This is a genomic window from Pseudoalteromonas galatheae, from assembly GCF_005886105.2.
Taxonomy (GTDB): Bacteria; Pseudomonadota; Gammaproteobacteria; order Enterobacterales; family Alteromonadaceae; genus Pseudoalteromonas; species Pseudoalteromonas galatheae.
Genome location: NZ_PNCO02000001.1, coordinates 1,102,593 through 1,123,888 on the forward strand (window position 1 = coordinate 1,102,593; position 21,296 = coordinate 1,123,888).

Below are 21,296 nucleotides of genomic sequence, written 5' to 3' on the forward strand. Positions count from 1 at the left end.
TCTGAGATGGCAGAAGATTCCGGTCAAGAGCGCACCGAAGAACCGACCTCGAAGAAAATAGATGACGCTCGGAAAAAAGGTCAAGTAGCCCGTTCAAAGGAACTAGGAACGACCTTTGTTCTACTATTTTCCGCCATCGCCTTATTGATGTATGGCCCAGGAATAGGTAAGGGGTTATATAATGTCATGGGGCGAATGCTTACACTGAACCGCAACGAAACCTACGACACAACAAAAATGTTCGCAGTATGGGCAGAGATTGCTTCAGAATTAATATTTCCGATGGCGATGTTTGTTTTAATAATTGCAATAGCAGGTGTCGTTGGAAACACTTTACTTGGAGGCTTTAACTTTTCTTGGCAAGCGGCTGCCCCAAAAGCGAGTAAAATGTCGCCAATGAAAGGGATTAAACGAATGTTGGGCCCTCAAGCTGCGATTGAACTATTAAAGTCAATTCTCAAATTTGTGTTAGTTGCAGGCTTTGCCATTTTGCTTATCAATATGTATTTTGAAGAAATATTGCATTTGAGTATCGAGCAAATCCCATCAAGTATAGAGCATGCGCTAGAAATTATCGCTTGGATGTTCTTAGCGCTTAGTTGCACCATGATTATTATTTCAGCGATTGATGCCCCTTATCAAAGTTATAATCACCATAAGCAGCTCAAAATGACGCTGCAAGAAGTCAAAGATGAATATAAAAACTCAGAAGGTGATCCGCAAATAAAAGCACGGATCCGTCGTACGCAAAGAGAAATGTCACAGCGGCGTATGATGCAAGATGTGCCAGATGCAGATGTTGTCGTTACTAACCCTACTCATTATTCCGTTGCCTTAAAATACGATACCGAACGAGCGGGGGCGCCTATTGTTATTGCTAAGGGTGTTGATGAGCTCGCGATGCAGATTCGAAAAATAGCGAAAGGTAGAGATGTGCCCATTGTTGAGTCGCCAGTGTTAACTCGCTCGCTTTATCACACGACCGAGGTGGGAGATCAAATTCCTGAGAAGTTATTCACAGCGGTCGCTCAGGTGCTTGCTTACGTATTTCAGCTCAATCGTTTCAAAAAGGGTAAGGGGAAAAGGCCTACGGCACTTAGCAGTAATTTACCTATCCCTGATGATTTAAAACATTAAAGGTCGCTTCTATAGAATCAGTAATTTATTGGAATACATATTGCAGTAGTTGCTGTGTGTCAATTTTTTGCTTGTGTTAAGTTATGGAATTTAAAGCGGTTTTACAACAACTCAATCGAGATAAAAAAGAATATGCTAAGGGTGTTGGTACTCCTTTGTTGGTACTTGCAGCACTCGGTATGGTTATTTTGCCATTGCCGCCTTTTTTGCTCGATATTCTATTTTCCTTCAACATTGCACTAGCGCTTGTGGTGCTATTGGTGACCGTTTATACGTTAAAGCCACTTGAATTTGGCATGTTTCCAGCGGTGCTACTGATCGCCACAATCATGCGATTGGCACTCAATGTCGCAAGTACCCGAGTCGTGTTACTTGAAGGTCATAATGGTGGCGATGCTGCCGGTAAAGTGATTGAGGCCTTTGGTAGTGTCGTGATTGGTGGTAACTATGCTGTTGGTTTAGTTGTATTCCTGATCCTTATAATTATTAACTTTGTTGTAATTACCAAAGGTGCGGGCCGTATTTCTGAGGTATCCGCACGTTTTACCCTTGATGCTATGCCTGGTAAACAAATGGCTATCGACGCGGACTTAAACGCTGGATTTATCTCTGCGGATGACGCTAGAGCTCGTCGTGAAGAAGTGACTAGAGAAGCCGATTTTTACGGTTCAATGGATGGTGCAAGCAAATTCGTTAAGGGTGATGCTATTGCAGGTATCGTGATCCTTGCCATCAATATAATAGGTGGCCTGTTCGTTGGGATGATCCAGCATGATTTAAGCTTTGGTCATGCGATGGAAGTATATACCATGTTGACTATCGGTGATGGTCTGGTCGCGCAAATTCCTTCTCTCTTACTTTCAATAGGTACTGCAATTGTCGTAACGCGTCAAAATGAATCGCACAACATGGGTGATCAGTTTAAGAACCAACTGGGTAATGAAAAGTCGCTGGCTATTGCTTCAGGTATTTTGATCACTATGGGACTCGTCCCGGGCATGCCACATGTTGCCTTTTTAGGCTTGGGTGTTTTACTTGGTTATATTGCCTATTACACGAATCAACAAAAGAAAAAAGCTGAGATTGAAAAAGCGGAGCAAGCTGCGAAAGGACCTTCCGCAAAAGGTGGTCAACAGCAGGAACAAAAAGAACTTGGTTGGGACGATGTACAACCAGTTGATGTGATAGGATTAGAGGTCGGTTATCGCCTCATTCCTCTGGTTGACCAAGCTCAAGGCGGTGAGCTTCTCAGTCGCATTAAAGGGGTGCGTAAAAAGCTTTCTCAGGAACTTGGCTTTTTGGTACCACCTGTGCATATTCGCGATAATTTAGAGCTGGATCCGAATGCCTACAACATTACTTTAATGGGAGTTGGCTCGGGGACTGGCGAACTAAAGCATGGAGACGAACTTGCAATTAATCCAGGTCAAGTGTTTGGACCGATTAAAGGCATTGAGACGAAAGATCCTGCATTTGGCTTAGATGCGGTTTGGATCAAGCCAGACCAAAAGGATGAAGCGCATTCACTTGGCTACACAGTAGTAGACGCTGCAACTGTGGTGGCAACACATATTAGCCAATTATTAACGAATAATGCGTCACTACTTCTTGGGCATGAAGAAGTACAAAATTTATTAGACATGCTAGCGAAAAGTCACCCACGATTGGTTGAAGGCTTAGTGCCAGATATTTTACCGCTTACTACCGTAGTAAAAGTATTACAAAACCTCCTTAACGAAGGCGTTGCGATTCGAGATATGCGTTCGATTGTGCAAACCTTAGTTGAGTATGGCCCACGTAGCCAAGACCCAGATGTACTAACTGCTGCAGTGAGAATTTCACTGCGTCGATTAATAGTCCAAGATGCAGTTGGGAGCGAAGAAGAAATCCCTGTCATAACATTGGCGCCTGAGTTGGAACAGATGTTGCATCAGTCACTTCAGAACGCAGGTGATGAGGGGGCAGGTATTGAACCTGGCTTGGCTGAGAGGCTTCAAGAATCATTAAGAGAAGCACATCACAACCAAGAAATGCTAGGGGAGCCGTCCATCTTATTAACCTCAGGTATGTTGAGAAGTGTGCTGTCTCGATTTGTTAAGCATACAATTCCAGGGCTTCGAGTGATGTCATATCAAGAAGTACCAGAAGAAAGACAAATCAAGATAGTGAGCTCGGTTGGACAATAGAGGATAAAGGGGCTGTAACATGAAAATTAAACGTTTCTTCGCAAAAGATATGCGTACGGCTTTGAATGAAGTGAAAGAAGAGCTTGGCGCTGATGCTGTCATCATGTCAAATAAAAAGTTAGCGGATGGTGTTGAAATCGTCGCAGCAATTGATAATGACCGTGCCGCTGCACCGGTTAAGCAAGCGCCAGCAACCCGTACAGCAACTCCTAGTGAAGCTCAGACTCGCTTTGTCCGTCCTGAGCCTCGCCAAGCTCAGCCTGTAAAACAAGCACAAGTAGCTGATAGCTTAGAAGCATTGCTTGAGCGCCAAGCACCACGCCCCCGTTCACCAGAACTTGCTTCTATGTTCTCACAGTCGGGTATTGATACTGAGCAAATGTTAAGCAGTCAACGCAAGGCACAGACTGAAGCTCCGGCATACCAAGCGAAGCCACAGCAATCTCGCCGCCAATCTTTTGACTTCGAGGATGATGCTTTTGAGCAACCACAGCAGTGGGGAGAGTCTGATGAATTGGACAATGGTTTTGGTGATGATTTACCCGAGCTAAATGCCAAGCCTGACGAAATGAGTGCAATGCGTGAAGAGATGAACGCAATTCGTCAATTACTTGAGCATCAAGTATCAGGACTAATGAAGCAAGAAATGGCTCGTCGTGATCCAACCCGCGCGTGTCTTGTAGACCGTCTTGAAGGAATGGGCATAGACAAAGATGTTGCTGAACAAATGGCATGCTTTATCCCTGATGATGTTTCTCGTAAAGAAGCTTGGAATGCCTTGTTAAACATGGTGATAAACCAAATGCACACCACTAACAATGATATTCTCCGCCAAGGTGGCGTATTCGCTATGGTGGGTCCAACTGGTGTTGGTAAAACCACAACGGTCGCAAAATTAGCGGCGCTAGGCGCACAAAAATACGGTGCAGATAAAGTGGCGTTGATAACTACTGATACCTATAGAATTGGTGCTTACGAGCAATTAGCGACCTATGGTAGAATCATTGGTTGTCCAGTTAAACAAGTTAAAGATGCAAATGAACTTGCAGAAGTGCTTTATCATTTACGAAATAAACGTCTAGTATTAATAGATACGGCGGGAATGAGTCAAAGAGATTTGCGCTTAACTGAACAGTTAAATACACTTATGCGTAGCGCAAGAGTGGATATTCGTAGTTACTTAGTACTGAGTGCAACAGCACAAATGAATGTGTTACAAGAAACCGTACGGCACTTCAAAAAAGTAAATTTAAGCGGTTGTATTTTCACAAAACTTGATGAAAGTCTAAGTTTAGGTGAGATAATTAGCATAGCGATTCAAAATCGCTTGCCAATAGGGTATCTTACCAACGGTCAGCGAGTGCCAGAAGACATTCGCGTAGCAAATGCTCAAAAGCTAGTAAAAAAGGCTGAGCAATTGTATTTAAAAAGAATAAAAGCACAGCACTCTCGACGTGTACCAGTAGCGTCAGAGTCAGTAGGAATGTATGATTAACACAGTTTTAGATCAAGCAAGTGGCCTGCGTAGAATGAGTCAAAATAGCAACCAGGGTGTAAAAGTAATAGCCGTGACCGGTGGTAAAGGTGGGGTGGGTAAAACTAATGTCTCACTCAATACTGCTATCGCTATGGGTCAACAAGGACAAAGAGTCCTAGTTCTGGATGCGGACTTGGGCTTGGCAAACTGTGATGTAATGTTAGGTCTTCGAGTAGAAAAAAATCTGTCGCACGTGTTGTCGGGAGAGTGTGAACTTGATGAAATTCTTGTAGAGGGGCCCGCAGGTATCAAAATTGTACCGGCGACCTCTGGCTCTCAAAATATGGTAGAGTTGACTCCAGCAGAACACGCCGGGCTTATTCGCGCTTTTAGCGAACTTAACACTCAATTCGATGTATTAATTGTTGATACCGCAGCAGGTATCTCTGATATGGTCCTGAGTTTTTCTCGGGCTGCACAGGATGTGATGGTCGTCGTGTGTGATGAACCAACCTCTATTACCGATGCTTATGCATTGATCAAAGTGTTAAGCAGAGAGCATGGTGTCTATCGTTTTAAAATTGTTGCCAATATGGTCCGCAGCATGCGTGAAGGGCAAGAATTATTTGCTAAACTTTCAAAAGTTACAGATCGTTTTCTAGATGTAGCACTGGAGTTAGTGGCCACCGTACCGTTTGACGAAAACATGCGTAAATCCTCTCGTAGACAAAGAGCTATCGTAGATTTATTTCCGAGCTCCCCAGCCGCGATTGCGATTAAGGGGCTTGCCGCTAAAGCAGTTAAATGGCCAATTCCTCATCAACCTTCCGGTCATCTAGAATTTTTCATTGAACAACTTGTAAACGGGTGATTATGGCTTCTCCGGTCAACAGAGCTGCGGGATATCAAACTTCAGAGCATCTTCACAAGGTGGTCGAACGGCATGCTCCACTGGTGAAAAAAGTGGCGTGTCACCTGATAGCTCGACTTCCGGCAAGTGTGCAACTCGACGATCTCATCCAATCGGGGATGATTGGGTTGATTGAAGCATCTAAAAATTTCGATGCTACTAAAGGAGCTAGTTTTGAGACCTTTGCGGGGATCCGTATTCGAGGCGCGATGTTGGATGAAATTCGCCGTGGCGATTGGGCTCCGCGTTCCGTACATAAAAATAGCCGAATGGTGGCTGAAGCTATCTCCGAGCTAGAATCTCTCCTTGGTCGAGAACCAAAAGACACTGAAATCGCTGAAAAACTTGATATATCTCTAGATGAGTACCATCATATTTTACATGATGTAAATGCAAGCAAAGTCATCGGGATTGAGGATCTTGGGGTTGATGAAGATGTGATAACCCCTGCAAACAGCGATTTTGCGCTAGACAAACCGTTTAATAACGTTAAAAATGAGCGTTTTAACGAGTCTTTAGTAAATGCGATCAAAGCGTTACCCGAAAGAGACGCTTTAGTTTTGTCACTTTACTATAACGACGAAATGAATTTAAAAGAGATTGGCGCCATTCTTGATGTTAGTGAATCTCGAGTAAGTCAAATTCACGGTCAGGCAATGATAAAGCTTAAAGCTAAAATCAATGACTGGATAAATTAGAGTACATAAAATAGTTGGGTTCGAACCTCACTGGAGGAAGTTTTGGATAAGAACATGAAAATTCTCGTGGTTGATGATTTCTCTACTATGAGAAGAATAATCAAAAACCTATTAAGAGATTTAGGCTTTACCAATGTTCAAGAAGCTGATGATGGTAGTACAGCACTTCCGATGCTACAAAATCAGGAGTTTGACTTTGTAGTAACTGATTGGAATATGCCGGGCATGCAAGGTATTGATCTGCTTCGTGCAATACGAGCGGATGAAAAACTTAAGCACATTCCAGTGTTGATGGTTACCGCAGAAGCGAAAAAGGAACAAATAGTTGCAGCAGCGCAAGCTGGAGTTAACGGATATATTGTCAAACCGTTTACAGCTGGCACGCTTAAAACTAAGCTTGAAAAAGTATTTGAGCGACTAGGCTAACAGCAAGGGGATATGGCCTATGTCTGTAAATGCTGCGCCTCAAATTACACTTGAACAAGCAAAACAACTTGTCGAGCTTTTAGAGCAGGGTGAACAAGAAAAAGCTGACCAGCTGATTTTAGAAGCTGCTAACAAAGAGCAATCGGAGCTATTTGCAGAAGTTGGAAAGCTAACTCGTCAGTTGCACGAATCTTTAAAGAACTTTGAACTAGATACTCGGCTTGCAGATCTCACAACAGAGGCTATTCCTGATGCAAAGCAGCGCCTTAATTATGTTATGGAAATGACGGAAAGCGCTGCAAACAAAACGATGGACGCAGTCGAAGAAAGCTTACCTCTTGCGCAGAATCTTGCGGATGAGTTAGCGCAAATAAAGCCCACTTGGGATAGGTTGATGAGTAGGGATATTCAACTCGGTGAGTTTAAATCTCTGTGTCATGATCTCGACAGCTTTATGCAGACTTCAAAGACACGGACAGACGAATTACAAGGTTTAATGACCAACGTTCTGATGGCACAAGACTATCAGGATTTGACAGGACAGGTTATCCGTCGTGTTATTGAGCTTGTGAGGGAAGTAGAAGATAGTCTCATTCACCTTCTAACTGTGTTTGGCACTTCAGATGAAGCACCTGCCGTTGCAGAAAAAACGAATGAAAATGAAATAAAAACAACTGAGACTATCAGTAATGAATTGTCTGGACCTGAAGGTCCAATTATTGACGCTGAATCGCGAGATGACGTGGTTTCTGGTCAAGACGAAGTCGATGACTTGCTATCTAGTTTAGGCTTCTAGTTGGAGAGTGTGTATGAGCTTTGAAGTCGATGAAGATATCTTGCAGGACTTTCTAGTTGAAGCAGGTGAAATATTAGAACTGTTATCTGAACAGCTTGTTGAACTAGAAAATAATCCTGAAGATAAAGAACTTCTTAACGCGATTTTCCGTGGCTTCCATACCGTAAAAGGTGGGGCTGGTTTTCTCGGTATGACTGAACTGGTTGATGCCTGTCACGGTGCGGAGAACGTGTTTGATGTATTACGACAAGGACAGCGAAAAGTAACTTCGGAATTGATGGATGTTATTTTGCAATCTTTGGATACTATCAACGAAATGTTCGCTTGTATTCAAAACCGGGAGGAGCCAGAAGCTGCTGATCCTGTGTTGCTTGAAACACTCCACAAACTTAGCCAGCCCGCTTCTGAAGACGAAGTCAATGAGGTGATTGACGAACCTGTTTCTGAGCCAGAACCTTTGGTGCCGGATTTAAATGCAGATGATATTTTATTCGATGCAGATGTTGGCTCAGATACTGATAGTAGTTCAGGCATTGATGAGATAACGGAAGAAGAGTTTGAAAATCTGCTAGATGAATTACATGGCGCTGGTAATGGTCCCGCTGTAGTTCCAGCGACTAAAACTGAAACTGTGTCAACCTCGGATGATGGTGACATCACTGATGATGAATTCGATAACCTTTTAGATGAACTCCATGGTGTTGGTAAATTTGGTAGTGCACCAAATACAGAAGACCCGGTGACTTCGCAAGCCAGTGAATCTGAAGCTAAGCAAACTTCAACCGACGGGGGGAATGCGCCTGCTGGTGATGAAGAAATCACTGATGATGAATTTGAAGCTTTGCTTGACGAGCTGCACGGTAAAGGGAGTGCACCTAAAGCAGTGGATGAGTCGCCCGCAAAAGCGTCAGAGAGTAAACCTGTTCAACCTGAGCCAGTTAAAGCTGCGCCAGCGCCGAAACCAGCCCCGAAGCCTGCGCCTAAAGCGGAAATTAAGCCTGCAGCTCCTACACCACAAAAAGAGCCTGACGCTGCAAAAGCCTCAGCACCTGCAGCTGCAAAGAAACCTGCTGCGCAAGCTGAGACTACAGTTCGAGTTGATACTAAACGTCTTGATGAAATCATGAATATGGTTGGTGAATTGGTGTTGGTTCGTAATCGATTGGTTAGCTTAGCCAATAACACCAATAGCGAAACCATGGGGAAAGCCATTTCAAACTTAGATGTAGTGACCGCAGACTTACAGGGCGCCGTGATGAAAACGCGGATGCAGCCAATCAAAAAGGTTTTTGGCCGTTTCCCTCGAGTTGTACGAGATCTTGCACGAAGCTTGAAAAAAGAGATCAACTTAGTTTTACAAGGTGAAGAGACAGATTTAGATAAGAATCTTGTTGAAGCGCTTGCAGATCCATTAGTTCACTTGGTTAGAAACTCAGTGGATCATGGTATTGAAATGCCTGATGTACGTGAAGCTTCGGGCAAAGCAAGAATGGGAACCGTTACCTTATCTGCATCACAAGAAGGAGATCATATACTTCTTACCATTCGTGATGATGGTGCCGGTATGGATCCTGAAAAGCTCAAGAAAATAGCTATCAATAAGGGAGTTATTGATTCTGACCAAGCGAGCAGATTGTCTGATACTGAAGCCTATAATCTGATCTTTGCACCAGGTTTTTCAACGAAAGAACAAATTTCAGACATTTCAGGCCGTGGTGTCGGGATGGACGTTGTTAAAACGAAGATCACGCAATTGAATGGCTCGGTAAATATCCAATCAGAACTGGGTGTTGGTACCGTATTAGAGATAAAAGTACCGCTTACATTGGCTATCTTGCCTACCTTGATGGTGGTAGTGGGTGAGCAAACATTTGCGTTACCACTTGCTGGTGTGAACGAGATATTCCATTTAGATTTGACTAAAACGAATGTGGTTGATGGTCAACTGACTATCATCGTGAGAGAAAAAGCGATCCCGCTGTTTTATCTTGAGCATTGGTTAGTGAAAGGTGCCAACAGGAGCATGAGAAAGGCGGAAGGCCATGTCGTCATTGCGCAAATTGGTACCAAGCAAGTCGGTTTTGTGGTCGATTCTCTGATAGGTCAAGAGGAAGTTGTAATAAAACCATTAGATGCATTGTTACAAGGTACACCAGGTATGGCCGGTGCTACTATCACATCCGATGGTGGCATTGCGCTAATCCTTGATGTTCCCAACTTATTAAAACACTACGCCTAATTTTATTAGGCGTAGTTCGAATTCTAGAGCAGCATTTGCTGCTCTGCTGTAGAGCAAAATAAAAGAGCGTTGCCAATGGCAGTTAAAGTGTTAGTCGTAGACGACTCAAGTTTTTTTCGTCGTCGAGTCAGTGAAATTTTGGAAAAAGACAATGAAATCAAGGTTATAGATTTCGCTGTTAATGGAAAGGAAGCGGTTGAAAAAGCCGCTTCATTGCGTCCAGACGTAATTACTATGGACGTAGAAATGCCTGTGCTTGATGGGATCAGTGCGGTGAAGCAGATCATGCAGGCTACACCGACCCCAATCTTAATGTTTTCTTCGCTTACTCGTGAGGGCGCGAGTGCTACGTTAGATGCACTGGATGCTGGCGCCGTTGATTTCTTACCGAAAAAGTTTGAAGACATCGCTCGTAATAGCGAAGAGGCAATTAAATCATTACAAAATAAAGTTAAGGAAATAGGCCGTCGCCGTGTTAGCCGCTTTACTCGCCCTAGTATCACGACTCCACCTAAGCGAGTCGAACCTAGAGCAACTCGCACTGACACAGGAAGAGCAACGATCCCTCAACCGGATAGAAGTTTTCAGAGACCGGTATCTGGTGGCACGTCGAATACCGCAAGTGTTAGAGCGTCGGGTAAAAGGTATGGATTGGTTGCAATTGGCACGTCAACAGGTGGACCCGTTGCGCTGCAAACGATATTGACGCAGTTGCCTGCGAACTTCCCTCATCCAATTTTACTTATCCAGCATATGCCTGCCGCGTTTACGCCTGCGTTTGCAGCAAGATTAAATAGCTTATGCCAGATTAAAGTTAAAGAGGCGGAACAAGGGGATAGATTAATGCCTGGCGTGGCCTATTTAGCCCCAGGTGGTAAGCAAATGCTGGTTGAAAGTCGCGGTGGTAGTAAAACACTTAAAGTGTTTGAGGATGATAGCCCACGGATCACCTACAAACCTAGCGTTGATGTGACATTTGCGAGTGTTGCAAAAGCTTATGGCAGCGACACGTTAGCAATTGTCTTAACGGGAATGGGCGCAGATGGCCGAGATGGCGCTCGTATGCTAAAGCAGGTGGGGGCCACTATTTGGGCGCAAGATGAAGCGACTTGTGTTGTGTACGGCATGCCTCAAGCAGTCGCCGGCGCTGGACTTTCTTCGGATAGTATCGCCCTACAAGACTTTGCTGCGAGAATTAATAAAGAAGCAGGTAACCAATAGACTAAGCTATTACTTGGTTGCTCTGCTTGAAGCTTGTAAATATCAAACGTCTAAAAAGAATAAATAACACTGAGTTGGTATAGTATCTATTGAACGAAATCAATAGTGATAAGCGAAGGAATATAGAGTGAAAATTTGGACAGTAGCAAATCAAAAAGGTGGCGTGGGTAAAACCACGACGACGGTAAGCTTAGGAGGCATTCTTGCTGAACAAGGTCACCGAGTTTTGCTTATTGATACCGATCCTCATGCTTCACTGACATATTACTTTGGTATTGATTCTGAAGAGCTAGAAGTCAGTGTGTATGATATTTTTGCACGCGGCAGCAGTATGACGAGTGAAGAAATTTTACAGTCTCTTTGCCCATCAACTATTGAAAATCTTGATATTTTGCCTGCCACTATGGCCATTGCTACGCTCGATCGTAGTATGGGTAATAAAACGGGTATGGGGCTTATCTTAAAGAAATCGCTCGAAAAAATAGCGGATCAATATGATTATGCTATTTTAGACTGTCCACCCGTACTTGGTGTGTTGATGGTCAATGCGCTAGCAGCGAGTGAGCGAATTTTAGTGCCGGTTCAAACTGAATTTTTGGCGTTGAAGGGACTAGATAGAATGATGCGCACGATGGAGCTAATGCAGTCTTCACAGCAGAAGCAGTATCAATACACCATTATTCCAACAATGTATGATAAACGGACCAAAGCGTCGTTGGAGGCGTATAAAACGTTGCTGGCAACATACAAAGAGGCCGTTTGGCCAGGCGTGGTGCCCGTAGATACCAAGTTTAGGGATGCGAGCCTTGCACAGCAGGTCCCAGTACAGTTTTGTCCTAAATCGCGAGGCGTATTTGCGTATCGTGCACTATTGGACTACCTAAAGCAGTTAAGCTAGAGAACATAATGAGTAAGCATTTATTTGCAAATGAAAAGGTGATGAAGCAGTATCTTGGCGCCCTGTTACAAGAGGAACCAGAGATTGAACAATGCGAATTATCGCCGGTTGCAAAGCTGCTTGAGCAAGTAAAAGAGCCAGAACCAGAGCTAGAAACGACAGAACCCCCAGCTGTGGTGGCAATCGAGCCTCAGGAACAGGTAAGTGATGTTATTGAAGAACAATCGAGTAAATTAGCTCAAGATCTTGAAGTCACTGAAAATACATCTATTATCAAAGAACAGGCAACGATAGAATCCGTCTCGGCAAGGGATGCCTATCAAGAAGGTGAATTCCAAGCATTGTTTTTTGAAGTGGCAGGCTTGACACTGGCGGTTCCGCTGAAATCACTTGGGGGAATACACCAACTGGGCGAAGTCAATCAACTCTTTGGTAAACCTAAATGGTTCAAAGGCGTCATGCTAAATCGTGAAGAAAAGCTCAATGTTGTTGATACTGCGCGATGGGTAATGCCTGAAAAATTAACACCAGAATTAGAAGATGCTCTGGATTACCAGTATTTGATTACGCTTGGGGATAGTAACTGGGGACTGTTAGCTGAGAAACTAGTCAACAACCTAACACTCAAGCCTGAAGACATAAAGTGGCGCACAGCAGATGGTAAACGTCCTTGGTTGGCTGGGGTGATTAAAGAAAAAATGTGCGCACTGATTGATGTAGAGAATTTAAACCGTTTGCTAGAACAAGGCCTCGATAGTCGAGAGCAGTAACTAGTATATTGATGGAGTGAAACCATGAGCCAAGATAGACTACTTTCTGCAGACAAAAATGCTGATAGTAATGATGAAGTATTGCAATGGGTTACTTACAAGCTTGAAGAGGAAACTTACGGTATCAATGTAATGCAAGTGCAAGAAGTATTGCGTTATACCGAAATTGCACCAGTCCCAGGTGCACCAAGCTACGTGCTGGGGATCATTAATCTGCGTGGTAACGTTGTAACGGTTATAGACACGCGAGCTAGGTTTGGCCTGCAAAGTGCAGAAGTCACGGATAATTCAAGAATTGTGATTATCGAAGCCGAGAAACAAGTTATTGGTATATTAGTCGATAGCGTTGCTGAGGTGGTTTACTTACGTAGCTCGGAAATTGACAGCGCGCCAAACATTGGCACAGAAGAAAGCGCTAAGTTTATCCAAGGCGTATCAAATCGAGAAGGCGAGCTATTGATCTTAGTCGATCTTAATAAGCTATTAAACGATGATGAATGGGATGAGCTGAGTCATATCTAGATGTCTGAAGTAGTAAACGCACAAACCGTTTTACTCGTCATATCAATAACCTCAAGCATACTTGCATTAGTATGCTTGAGGTTTGTTTTTGTGATGGGTAAAAAACTACAGAATGCGCAGGGTCAAACAGCGCAACTTTCGAGCTCACTAAAAGGGGCTGAGCAACAAATAGCAATATTACGTAGCGAAGTTGCAGAGTTACGCGCCAGTATCATGAGTATTGGTAAGCGGGTGGTCGCAACCGAGCAAGAATTAAATGATGTTGCGAATCAGCAAGCAGCACAAAAATATGATGACCCCGACGCAAAAATGTATTCTCGCGCCGTGAAAATGGTGGAACTTGGCGCTGATATTGAAGAGGTGATGCGCGAGTGTGAGTTGCCAAGAGCAGAAGCAGAGCTGCTCATGTCTTTACATAACAAATCAAAATAATCGTCTAGAAAGTAGCAAGCTAGAAAATTTTGGCTATGCCTTTATATCTAGCTTGCCACGAAAACCTTCCCAGCCAGGTGGAAATTTACCACGCATAATGTAAGAAAAGGCGATGAGTTCAGCAATCACATAGTAGAGCTCCCTTGGGATTTCTTGGTGTAACTCAAGCGCACTAAGTGTTTGTGCTAATGATTCATCTTCATGGATCATGATGTTTTTCTCTTTTGCCAGCGCAATAATTTCCTCTGCCAGCTCGCCATATCCTTTAAAGGTAACCTGAGGTGCGCTTCCAGCTTCATATAACAGTCCAATAGCAGATTTTTGTGTCATCTCTTTTACACCTTAATGTTGATAATTGCGTGTTCATTAAAGAACTTATCTTGAAAGCTGGCTTCTTCCCTAAGGCCTATCTCAGCGACTTGCAGCCCATGTGATGCTAACTTATGCCTGAGCGTTGCCAAATGTGGTTCTGCGAGCTTCTTGACCTGATTAGAAGTGGCTACCAACGCGCATTCTAGGGCTTTATCCATCAGCTCTGCTTGGGCATGGATCTGACCTTTCTCTGCAAAATCAAAACAAAGACGAATAAACCACACAGATTTCTCTGGCATGCCAGGTTTTGGCGACTTTTTATATTCACCTATTTGTAATTGTGTTTGCTGTTGCTCTTGTCCTACTTTAGTGGGGAAGAGCAGGTTAACAATCAACTGCGCTTCGCTGTCTTGTTTGGCAGAGTTGGTCGCTGTAGTGTGTGATTGTTGCGGTTGTAATTGGTTATGTAATTGCCCCAATTCGTTTAACAGCTCTTTTGCTTGTGGCTGTTGTAACGCGTCTGCTGTTTGCTTGGGAGAGAGCAACTTCAGCTGCGGTAGCAGTGCATCCAGCAAAGCTTGTATTTTTTGTGTTGCTTGATCATTACTCTGAGCTAGGTTTGCCACCTGACTACCTAATAGTGACACAATTAAACGGTCTAACATTTGTGTAAAGCTCGATTGAGTTAAACTTGTTGGCGTGTTGGCAAAGGTTGCCATGCCCAGTTGGCTTTCTAACTGGTTTTTAATGGTAATCGCGTTGACCGAGCGCTCATCAAGCAAACGCGTAAATGCTTGGTTGACTAATTTCTGTAACTCAGGCGTCTGTTTGAATGTTTCTGCTTTTGCGAGCCTTTCAATAGTTGCAGAAGCTTGGTGTAGTATATTTTGTGTGTTTTCTTTTTTTTGTTCGGCCTTAGCCATGGGCAGTGCAAGCAGGGCTTCAATAATCCCTTTAATTTGATTGCTGGTAGGCTGTGGTACTGGGGAAGGTGTAGCGGTTATTTGCTTGCCTTGTGATTGTGTAGATTGCAATTGGAATATTTTAGCAGAATCTACAGGTGTAGAGCTCGCTTTACGATAAAGCGGCCGCTCTAAGACTTGTGTCAGCTGTTCAGTTTGCTTATTGTTAAGCGATTGTTTACCTGTGAGGGTGTCCAATAATAAGGACAGAGCCTTTTGTTTCACCTCAAAATCGACTGGTGGCGCTTGATATTTTGGTGTCGCTGCGAGCTGGTGTTGTAAATAGTGAGCAATAGAGTTGGCTAACTTTTCGCTTTGCAAAGGTACGTGACTTTTTTGCAGTGGTAACGGTTGCTTTGCCATCAGCTCTGTAAGATTCAGTTTTATTTGGTTTGTGAGTTGTTGTAGTGGCGTGCTTGGTTTATTCTCGTTGTGAGCACTCACTATCTCACTTTGCGCAAATAATCTTGAGGCCGAACGCTTCGATATATCACTTTGGTCGTTTTTTAGCGGAGAGTTCGCGGATTGATTGAGCTGATTTGTGAGTGGCTTCCCAAAAGGTCTTCCGATCAGGACTTGCAACGCTTTTACTACCGTTGACTTAATTTGTTGCAGATTGACTTCTATTAACGGTTTGTCATACGCCAGCGTATGTACTGATGCTAAGCGTGACTCAAGCTGTGATGGGGCTTCCTTACTAACCGCGCTTACCTGTTGCAGCAAAGTGCTAAGCGGCTTTATGGTTTCTACTTTTACTTGCTGCGCAGGTTTAGTGATATCAATTCCATTGAAAGCCGCTTTTACTTCGCCCTTTTGCCATGTGGTGGCAGCCGGCCAGTTACTGCTAATTGGCGATAAGATTACAGGACGGTCATTAATTTTAAGTGTTAATCCACTTGGCTGCGGTTTTATCTCAACGCTGCTAAGTTGACTAGAGATAAGTTTTGCAATCATTGACTTAGGTAAAGCTGTACTAAACAGCAAGTCTTTAAATTGATTGACGACTTGCAAGGAAACATTACTTTGTTGAGCACTAAGATGCGCAATGAGTTTGTTTTCACTTGCGAGCAATTGTGCCACGGCTTGTGGAAGCGGTACTTTTAAATCAAGCGCCTTGATGTGTAATGTGGTGTCTGGCAACGTGGTTGCTGAAGACTGTACTACTGGGCTTGGCGTATGCGTCTTTAGCGTCGTTAAAATATCAAAAAGCTGTTTTGTCAGCATTACTTGCGCTTGTAATTTGGGCGTTTGAAAGGTGACCACCTTGCCAGTTTCATCGATACTAACCTGTGCTTCTGGAAGCTGATTGGGCTGAGTTGGAGGCTTAAGCGCAAGTTGGATAGTTTGCCAGCGGCCATCAATTGCCACATCCATTTTTAGTTTATCGTTACTAATTTGGATATTCTTTGCTGCAAACGGTTGGTTTTTGGCTAAGTCTAATCTCGATACTTCGCTATTATCTGTGCTTATCACAGATGCTGTCGTCGTATTTGTCGTAATTGGCAGCTTATTCATTATTTTAAATCAAATTTTCGCTAATCGGTCGCATCGGATTATTCGTATTACCATACCATTATGTTAGACTAACGCCCAATTTTAGGTAAAGAGAAGCCCAAGTTTGCTAGAGATAGACGCCGTCACTTGTACCAAACAAGATAGATGCTTGTTTGACTCATTAAGTTTCACTCTCCATGCGGGGCAGATCATGCAAATTGAAGGCCCAAATGGTGCCGGAAAAACCTCTTTGTTGAGGATCATTGCTGGATTCGCTAGAGCGGACGAAGGGCAGATCCGCTACAACAGCACTGATATCCGTGATGATTATGATTCATTCGCAGCCGATTTATTATTTATTGGTCATAAGACAGGTGTCAATCAACAACTTAGTGCCTACGAAAATGTCCAACATTGGCTTATGGTTCACGGCGCTCAGGCAGAAGAAGAAGAAGTTTATACACTGCTTGCTAAGCTCGGCTTAATCGGACTTGAAGATGTACCTGTGCGAACGTTATCTGCGGGTCAGCAGCGCCGTGTAGCGTTAGTACGTTTGTGGCTAAATCAAGCCAAGCTTTGGGTGCTAGATGAACCATTTACTGCGCTGGACAAAAAAGGGGTCGCCATGTTGCAAACCCAATTTCAGTCTCATCTCGACAAGGGGGGCGCCATTTTATTGACGACCCACCAAGATCTCACCGCACACTTTGCACAGTTACAAACTTTGGCGTTGGAGTACCGTTTGTAATGCAGACTCAACATTCTTATTGGTTAGCTTTTAAATCGGTTTATGCCAAAGATGTGACCTTGGCTTTTAGACAACGCGCTGAGATAGTCAATCCGCTGTTGTTTTTCTTAATCGTGATCACCTTATTTCCGTTAGCAATTGGGCCCGAACCTGCGCTGCTTACCAGAATGGCACCGGGTATTATTTGGGTAGCGGCGCTTTTATCGACTATGTTAGGTCTAGATAAATTATTTAGGGACGATTACAACGACGGCTCATTAGAGCAATTGATTGCTTCACCTTATCCTTTATCGCTATCAGTATTAGCAAAAGTAGCAGCGCATTGGACAGTCAGTGGTTTGCCAATGGTGGTGCTTGCGCCCTTGTTCGCGCTGTTAATGAATCTCGAGTCGCAGTCTCTTAATGCGACTGTATTGACCTTACTGATAGGTACACCGTTATTAAGTTTTATTGGGGCTATTGGCGCAGGACTCACCGTTGCATTGCAAAAGGGTGGCATTTTAATGAGTTTACTCGTCCTTCCGCTTTATATCCCCGTATTGATTTTTGCAACGTCCGCCATAGATACCAGTAGCATGTCTTTAGCGTATGGTGGTCAACTTGCAATCCTTGGTGCGATGCTTGCCGTCGCAATTGTCGCCGCACCAATTGCCATATCGTCAGCTTTAAGAGTGAGTGTAAGTTAAAATGTGGAAGTGGTTACATCCTTATGCCAAAGCGGAGCGTGCTTACCAACTGTGTAACACCTTGCTTCCTTACTTTGCCGTGATTGCGGTAGTGGGCTTAATTGTTGGATGGGTTTGGGGGTTAGCCTATGCGCCAGCCGACTACCAACAAAAAGATAGCTATCGTATTATCTTTATTCATGTGCCATCGGCTATTTGGTCGATGGGTGCATACTCTTCTATGGCTATTGCAGCTATTGTTGCCTTGGTATGGCAAATTCGAAATGCTGAACTGGCGGTAATCGCCATTGCGCCAATTGGTGCGGCAATGACCGCGATTGCGTTAATCACTGGTGCTGCTTGGGGTAAACCAATGTGGGGCGCTTGGTGGGTCTGGGATGCAAGATTGACTTCAGAGCTTATCCTTTTGTTTTTGTACTTTGGTGTTTTATCTCTATATCACGCTTTTGAAGATAAAAAATCAGGTGGTCGAGCTGCCTGTATCCTTGCCATTGTCGGGGTTGTTAATCTGCCTATTATTCATTTCTCAGTAGAATGGTGGAATACGCTGCATCAGGGGTCAACTATCACCAAATTTGATACTTCAGCGATTGATCCTTCCATGTTGTGGCCTTTGCTTATCAACATAGTGGCGTTTGCAGGTGTGCTTGGCGTGGTTACGCTAATTCGTTTGAAAAATGAAATTTTACGAAGCGAGCAACACCGTCCTTGGGTCCGCGAATTAGTGAATAGGGGTTAATCATGCAGTTTGAATCCTTCAGTGAATTTTTAGCCATGGGTGGCTATGGCTTTTATGTTTGGCTCTCATTTGGCTCATGTGCGTTAATACTTGCTGGTATTTTAGTCGGCTCTATCTTGGATGGTAAGAAGCTAAAGCAAGCAGTTAAAGCGCAAATGGCAAGAGAAGCACGCATTAAAAAAGCAAAAGAGGAGTCGCAAGCATGAATCCTAGACGCAAAAAAAGATTATTCACCGTTATAGCCGTTATCTTTGGTATTGGCGCGGCGGTTGGGCTTACGCTTTACGCACTACAAGAAAATATTAATCTGTTTTACACGCCGAGCGAGCTTGTTGAAGGTAAAGGTGAGTTAAAAGAAATACCGCAGATAGGCCAGAAATTGCGTATTGGTGGTATGGTTGTGCCAGGTTCCGTGGTGCGTGATGAAACGTCTTTAGATGTGTCATTTAAACTTATCGACACCGGTCCTATGGTTACTATTCGTTATAAAGGCATTCTTCCTGATCTGTTCCGTGAAGGCCAAGGTATCGTAGCACAAGGGACGTTAGTTGAGTCTAATGTAGTTGAAGCGTTTGAAGTGCTAGCCAAACACGATGAAGAGTATATGCCATCAGAAGTGGCAGAAGCCGTGAAAGGCATTAAGCACGAAAAGCCAAAATATAATTTAAACAGCGAGAACTAAGATGGTCCCAGAAATAGGTTACTTCGCCTTAGTTCTGGCGATGGCATTGAGCTTATTATTGTGTATTTTCCCATTGTGGGGTGCTTACACTGGTAATTTAAGGCTGATGAAAGCCGCCCCTTCACTGGCTGTGGGTCAGTGTATTCTCGTGGTGTTTTCATTTTTGGTGCTGATCTACATCACATTAATGGATGACTTCACAGTTGAATATGTGGCACATCATTCGAGTAGTACCTTGCCTTGGTATTATAAAATCACTTCAACTTGGGGAGGGCATGAAGGTGCAATCTTACTATGGTTGGTGATGCAATCCATGTGGACCATGTTGGTTGCGGTGATGTCAAAATCGTTACCATGGGTATTGCGAGCGCGTGTGCTAGGTGTACTCGGCTTTTTAGGTGTGGGCTTTATGCTTTATACCCTTTGGATGTCGAGTCCGTTTGAACGTTTGCTTCCTTACTTTCCTGTTGAAGGGCGTGATTTAAACCCATTGCTGCAAGACCCTGGCATGATCATTCATCCGCCACTCCTTTACATGGGTTATGTGGGCTTATCCGTGTCTTTCTCTTTTGCAATTGCTGCGCTTTTAACCGGTAAACTTGATAACACTTGGGCTAAATGGTCACGTCCTTGGACAATGGCTGCATGGGGCTTTCTTACGCTAGGTATTACCATTGGCAGTTGGTGGGCGTACTCAGAGCTAGGCTGGGGCGGTTGGTGGTTCTGGGATCCAGTAGAGAACGCTTCACTGATGCCTTGGCTTGTCGCAACCGCTTTATTGCATTCACTCGCAGTAACAGAAAAGCGTGGTGTGTTTAAGTCTTGGACAGTGCTACTTGCTATCACTGCATTTAGTTTATGCTTACTTGGCACCTTTATCGTTCGCTCAGGCATTATCGTTTCGGTGCATGCGTTTGCAACCGATCCTGACCGTGGTTTATATATCCTGTCCTTCTTGGCAGTGGTTGTAGGTGGTAGTTTAGCACTATACGCAATGCGCGTAGCTCAAGTGTATAGCGAAGGGCGTTATCAATTCATTTCGCGTGAAGTGGCGCTGTGGATCAACAATATCTTCTTAGTGGTTGCGACCTTGATTGTATTATTGGGCACGTTATTGCCTATGATCCACAAAGAGCTGGGTTTAGGCTCTATTTCTATTGGCGTACCTTTCTTTAATCAAATGTTTGCGATATTAATCGTTCCGTTCGCGATTCTGCTGGGTTTAGCGCCTATGTTGCGTTGGAAACAAAATAAGATGCCGCCGCTGGTGAAAAAGTGGGCTGTGTTGATTGCGGTTAGTTTAGTGCTCACAGCGACCTGGTTGTACTCAAGCTATGAAGTGGTGGCACCACTGACATTTGTTGCGACCGCTTTAGCTGTGTGGATAAGTGTGGCTACTGCCGCTGACTTATTTAATAAAGTGACCGTTCACCCAAGTGTAGCAATCGGTTTTAAAAAGCTAGGGCTGAGCTATTGGGCAATGGTGCTCGGGCACGTTGGTATTGCCTTTGTTATCGCGTCGGTGACGTTAACTTCCGCATACTCTGTTGAACGCTCTGTAAGCATGAAACCCGGTGAAACGGCGAAGCTAAACGAGTACGAATATCGCTTTGATGGCGTAAAAGAAATTCGAGGCCCGAATTATGGTGGGCATGCAGGCGTAGTGACGGTATTCAAAAATGGTAACAAGGTTGTCGAGTTATACGCGGAAAAACGCCGCTATGATATAGGGATGCAGTTTATGACCGAAGCCGCGATTGATGATGGCTTCTTCCGTGACTTATATCTTGCTCTAGGCGAGCCGCTTTCTGCGGGTGCTTGGTCACTGAGGATTTATCACAAACCCTACGTGCGTTGGATGTGGCTTGGTGGGCTACTCATCTCTTTTGCCGGTTTCATTGTGCTTGCGGATAAACGCTACCGCAGCCGCGTGAAAAAATCATCTCAAGTGGAGGCTTAAC

General features: G+C 44.0%; 21 protein-coding genes. 19 read left to right on the forward strand and 2 right to left on the reverse strand.

Annotated elements, in window-relative coordinates; genetic code table 11:
- The first annotated feature begins 6 nt into the window (after positions 1 to 6).
- The 13 genes from flhB to CWC29_RS04880 all read left to right on the forward strand — a co-directional run bounded on the left by flhB (position 7) and on the right by CWC29_RS04880 (position 13,712).
- Positions 7 to 1,137: a flagellar biosynthesis protein FlhB gene (flhB, locus tag CWC29_RS04820; protein ID WP_128727867.1), complete on the forward strand. Its 1,131-nt coding sequence runs from the start codon at positions 7 to 9 to the stop codon at positions 1,135 to 1,137.
- 83 nt (positions 1,138 to 1,220) lie between these two features.
- Positions 1,221 to 3,323, forward strand: a complete 2,103-nt coding sequence (gene flhA / locus CWC29_RS04825) for a flagellar biosynthesis protein FlhA (protein ID WP_128727866.1) — start codon at positions 1,221 to 1,223, stop codon at positions 3,321 to 3,323.
- A gap of 19 nt (positions 3,324 to 3,342) precedes the next feature.
- Entirely contained in the window at positions 3,343 to 4,818 is a 1,476-nt protein-coding gene (gene flhF, locus CWC29_RS04830) for a flagellar biosynthesis protein FlhF (protein WP_128727865.1), read from the forward strand.
- Positions 4,811 to 5,671, forward strand: a complete 861-nt coding sequence (locus CWC29_RS04835; protein ID WP_088531010.1) for a MinD/ParA family ATP-binding protein — start codon at positions 4,811 to 4,813, stop codon at positions 5,669 to 5,671. Before flhF ends, CWC29_RS04835 begins: the two co-directional genes overlap by 8 nt.
- 2 nt (positions 5,672 to 5,673) lie before the next feature.
- Positions 5,674 to 6,408, forward strand: coding sequence for an RNA polymerase sigma factor FliA (locus CWC29_RS04840; protein WP_128727864.1), 735 nt, complete (start codon positions 5,674 to 5,676; stop codon positions 6,406 to 6,408).
- Positions 6,409 to 6,450: 42 nt separating this feature from the next.
- Complete coding sequence (cheY, locus tag CWC29_RS04845; protein WP_010369104.1) at positions 6,451 to 6,834, forward strand: chemotaxis response regulator CheY; 384 nt, start codon at positions 6,451 to 6,453, stop codon at positions 6,832 to 6,834.
- Between the two features lie 19 nt (positions 6,835 to 6,853).
- Positions 6,854 to 7,630, forward strand: a complete 777-nt coding sequence (locus tag CWC29_RS04850) for a protein phosphatase CheZ (protein ID WP_128727863.1) — start codon at positions 6,854 to 6,856, stop codon at positions 7,628 to 7,630.
- Positions 7,631 to 7,643: 13 nt separating this feature from the next.
- Positions 7,644 to 9,869 (forward strand): chemotaxis protein CheA, encoded by a 2,226-nt coding sequence (locus tag CWC29_RS04855; RefSeq protein WP_128727862.1) that lies wholly within the window; start codon positions 7,644 to 7,646, stop codon positions 9,867 to 9,869.
- A gap of 75 nt (positions 9,870 to 9,944) precedes the next feature.
- Positions 9,945 to 11,090 (forward strand): protein-glutamate methylesterase/protein-glutamine glutaminase, encoded by a 1,146-nt coding sequence (locus CWC29_RS04860; RefSeq protein WP_128727861.1) that lies wholly within the window; start codon positions 9,945 to 9,947, stop codon positions 11,088 to 11,090.
- Between the two features lie 127 nt (positions 11,091 to 11,217).
- Positions 11,218 to 11,988 carry a ParA family protein gene (locus CWC29_RS04865; RefSeq protein ID WP_010369100.1) on the forward strand — a complete coding sequence of 257 codons (771 nt, stop codon included), beginning with the start codon at positions 11,218 to 11,220 and terminating at the stop codon, positions 11,986 to 11,988.
- Between the two features lie 8 nt (positions 11,989 to 11,996).
- On the forward strand, positions 11,997 to 12,758 hold the full coding sequence (locus CWC29_RS04870; RefSeq protein ID WP_128727860.1) for a chemotaxis protein CheW: 762 nt from the start codon (positions 11,997 to 11,999) through the stop codon (positions 12,756 to 12,758).
- A 24-nt stretch (positions 12,759 to 12,782) separates the two neighbouring features.
- The gene (locus CWC29_RS04875) at positions 12,783 to 13,280 is read left to right on the forward strand and encodes a chemotaxis protein CheW (RefSeq protein ID WP_102056492.1); all 498 of its coding nucleotides are present in this window, start codon (positions 12,783 to 12,785) and stop codon (positions 13,278 to 13,280) included.
- On the forward strand, positions 13,281 to 13,712 hold the full coding sequence (locus tag CWC29_RS04880) for a DUF2802 domain-containing protein (protein WP_128727859.1): 432 nt from the start codon (positions 13,281 to 13,283) through the stop codon (positions 13,710 to 13,712).
- A 33-nt stretch (positions 13,713 to 13,745) separates the two neighbouring features.
- Here the strand turns inward: CWC29_RS04880 and CWC29_RS04885 are convergent, their stop codons facing one another.
- Both CWC29_RS04885 and CWC29_RS04890 read right to left on the reverse strand, forming a co-directional pair.
- Positions 13,746 to 14,042, reverse strand: coding sequence for an EscU/YscU/HrcU family type III secretion system export apparatus switch protein (locus CWC29_RS04885; protein ID WP_010369096.1), 297 nt, complete (start codon positions 14,040 to 14,042; stop codon positions 13,746 to 13,748).
- Positions 14,043 to 14,047: 5 nt separating this feature from the next.
- On the reverse strand, positions 14,048 to 16,501 hold the full coding sequence (locus CWC29_RS04890) for a flagellar hook-length control protein FliK (protein WP_138521959.1): 2,454 nt from the start codon (positions 16,499 to 16,501) through the stop codon (positions 14,048 to 14,050).
- A gap of 103 nt (positions 16,502 to 16,604) precedes the next feature.
- Between CWC29_RS04890 and ccmA the strand changes: the two genes are divergently transcribed.
- From ccmA to CWC29_RS04920, 6 genes are read left to right on the forward strand one after another with little or no spacing between them, the layout of a single operon-like run.
- The gene (ccmA, locus tag CWC29_RS04895) at positions 16,605 to 17,228 is read left to right on the forward strand and encodes a cytochrome c biogenesis heme-transporting ATPase CcmA (RefSeq protein WP_081629136.1); all 624 of its coding nucleotides are present in this window, start codon (positions 16,605 to 16,607) and stop codon (positions 17,226 to 17,228) included.
- Complete coding sequence (ccmB, locus tag CWC29_RS04900; RefSeq protein WP_010606377.1) at positions 17,228 to 17,914, forward strand: heme exporter protein CcmB; 687 nt, start codon at positions 17,228 to 17,230, stop codon at positions 17,912 to 17,914. Before ccmA ends, ccmB begins: the two co-directional genes overlap by 1 nt.
- 1 nt (position 17,915) lies before the next feature.
- Positions 17,916 to 18,653: a heme ABC transporter permease gene (locus tag CWC29_RS04905; RefSeq protein WP_010369087.1), complete on the forward strand. Its 738-nt coding sequence runs from the start codon at positions 17,916 to 17,918 to the stop codon at positions 18,651 to 18,653.
- A 2-nt stretch (positions 18,654 to 18,655) separates the two neighbouring features.
- A complete protein-coding gene (ccmD, locus tag CWC29_RS04910) occupies positions 18,656 to 18,859 on the forward strand; it encodes a heme exporter protein CcmD (RefSeq protein ID WP_099030292.1) in 204 nt (67 codons plus the stop codon).
- Entirely contained in the window at positions 18,856 to 19,335 is a 480-nt protein-coding gene (ccmE, locus tag CWC29_RS04915) for a cytochrome c maturation protein CcmE (RefSeq protein ID WP_128727857.1), read from the forward strand. The genes ccmD and ccmE overlap by 4 nt, the downstream gene beginning before the upstream one ends.
- 1 nt (position 19,336) lies before the next feature.
- Positions 19,337 to 21,295, forward strand: coding sequence for a heme lyase CcmF/NrfE family subunit (locus tag CWC29_RS04920; protein ID WP_128727856.1), 1,959 nt, complete (start codon positions 19,337 to 19,339; stop codon positions 21,293 to 21,295).
- The last annotated feature ends 1 nt before the right edge of the window (position 21,296 follow it).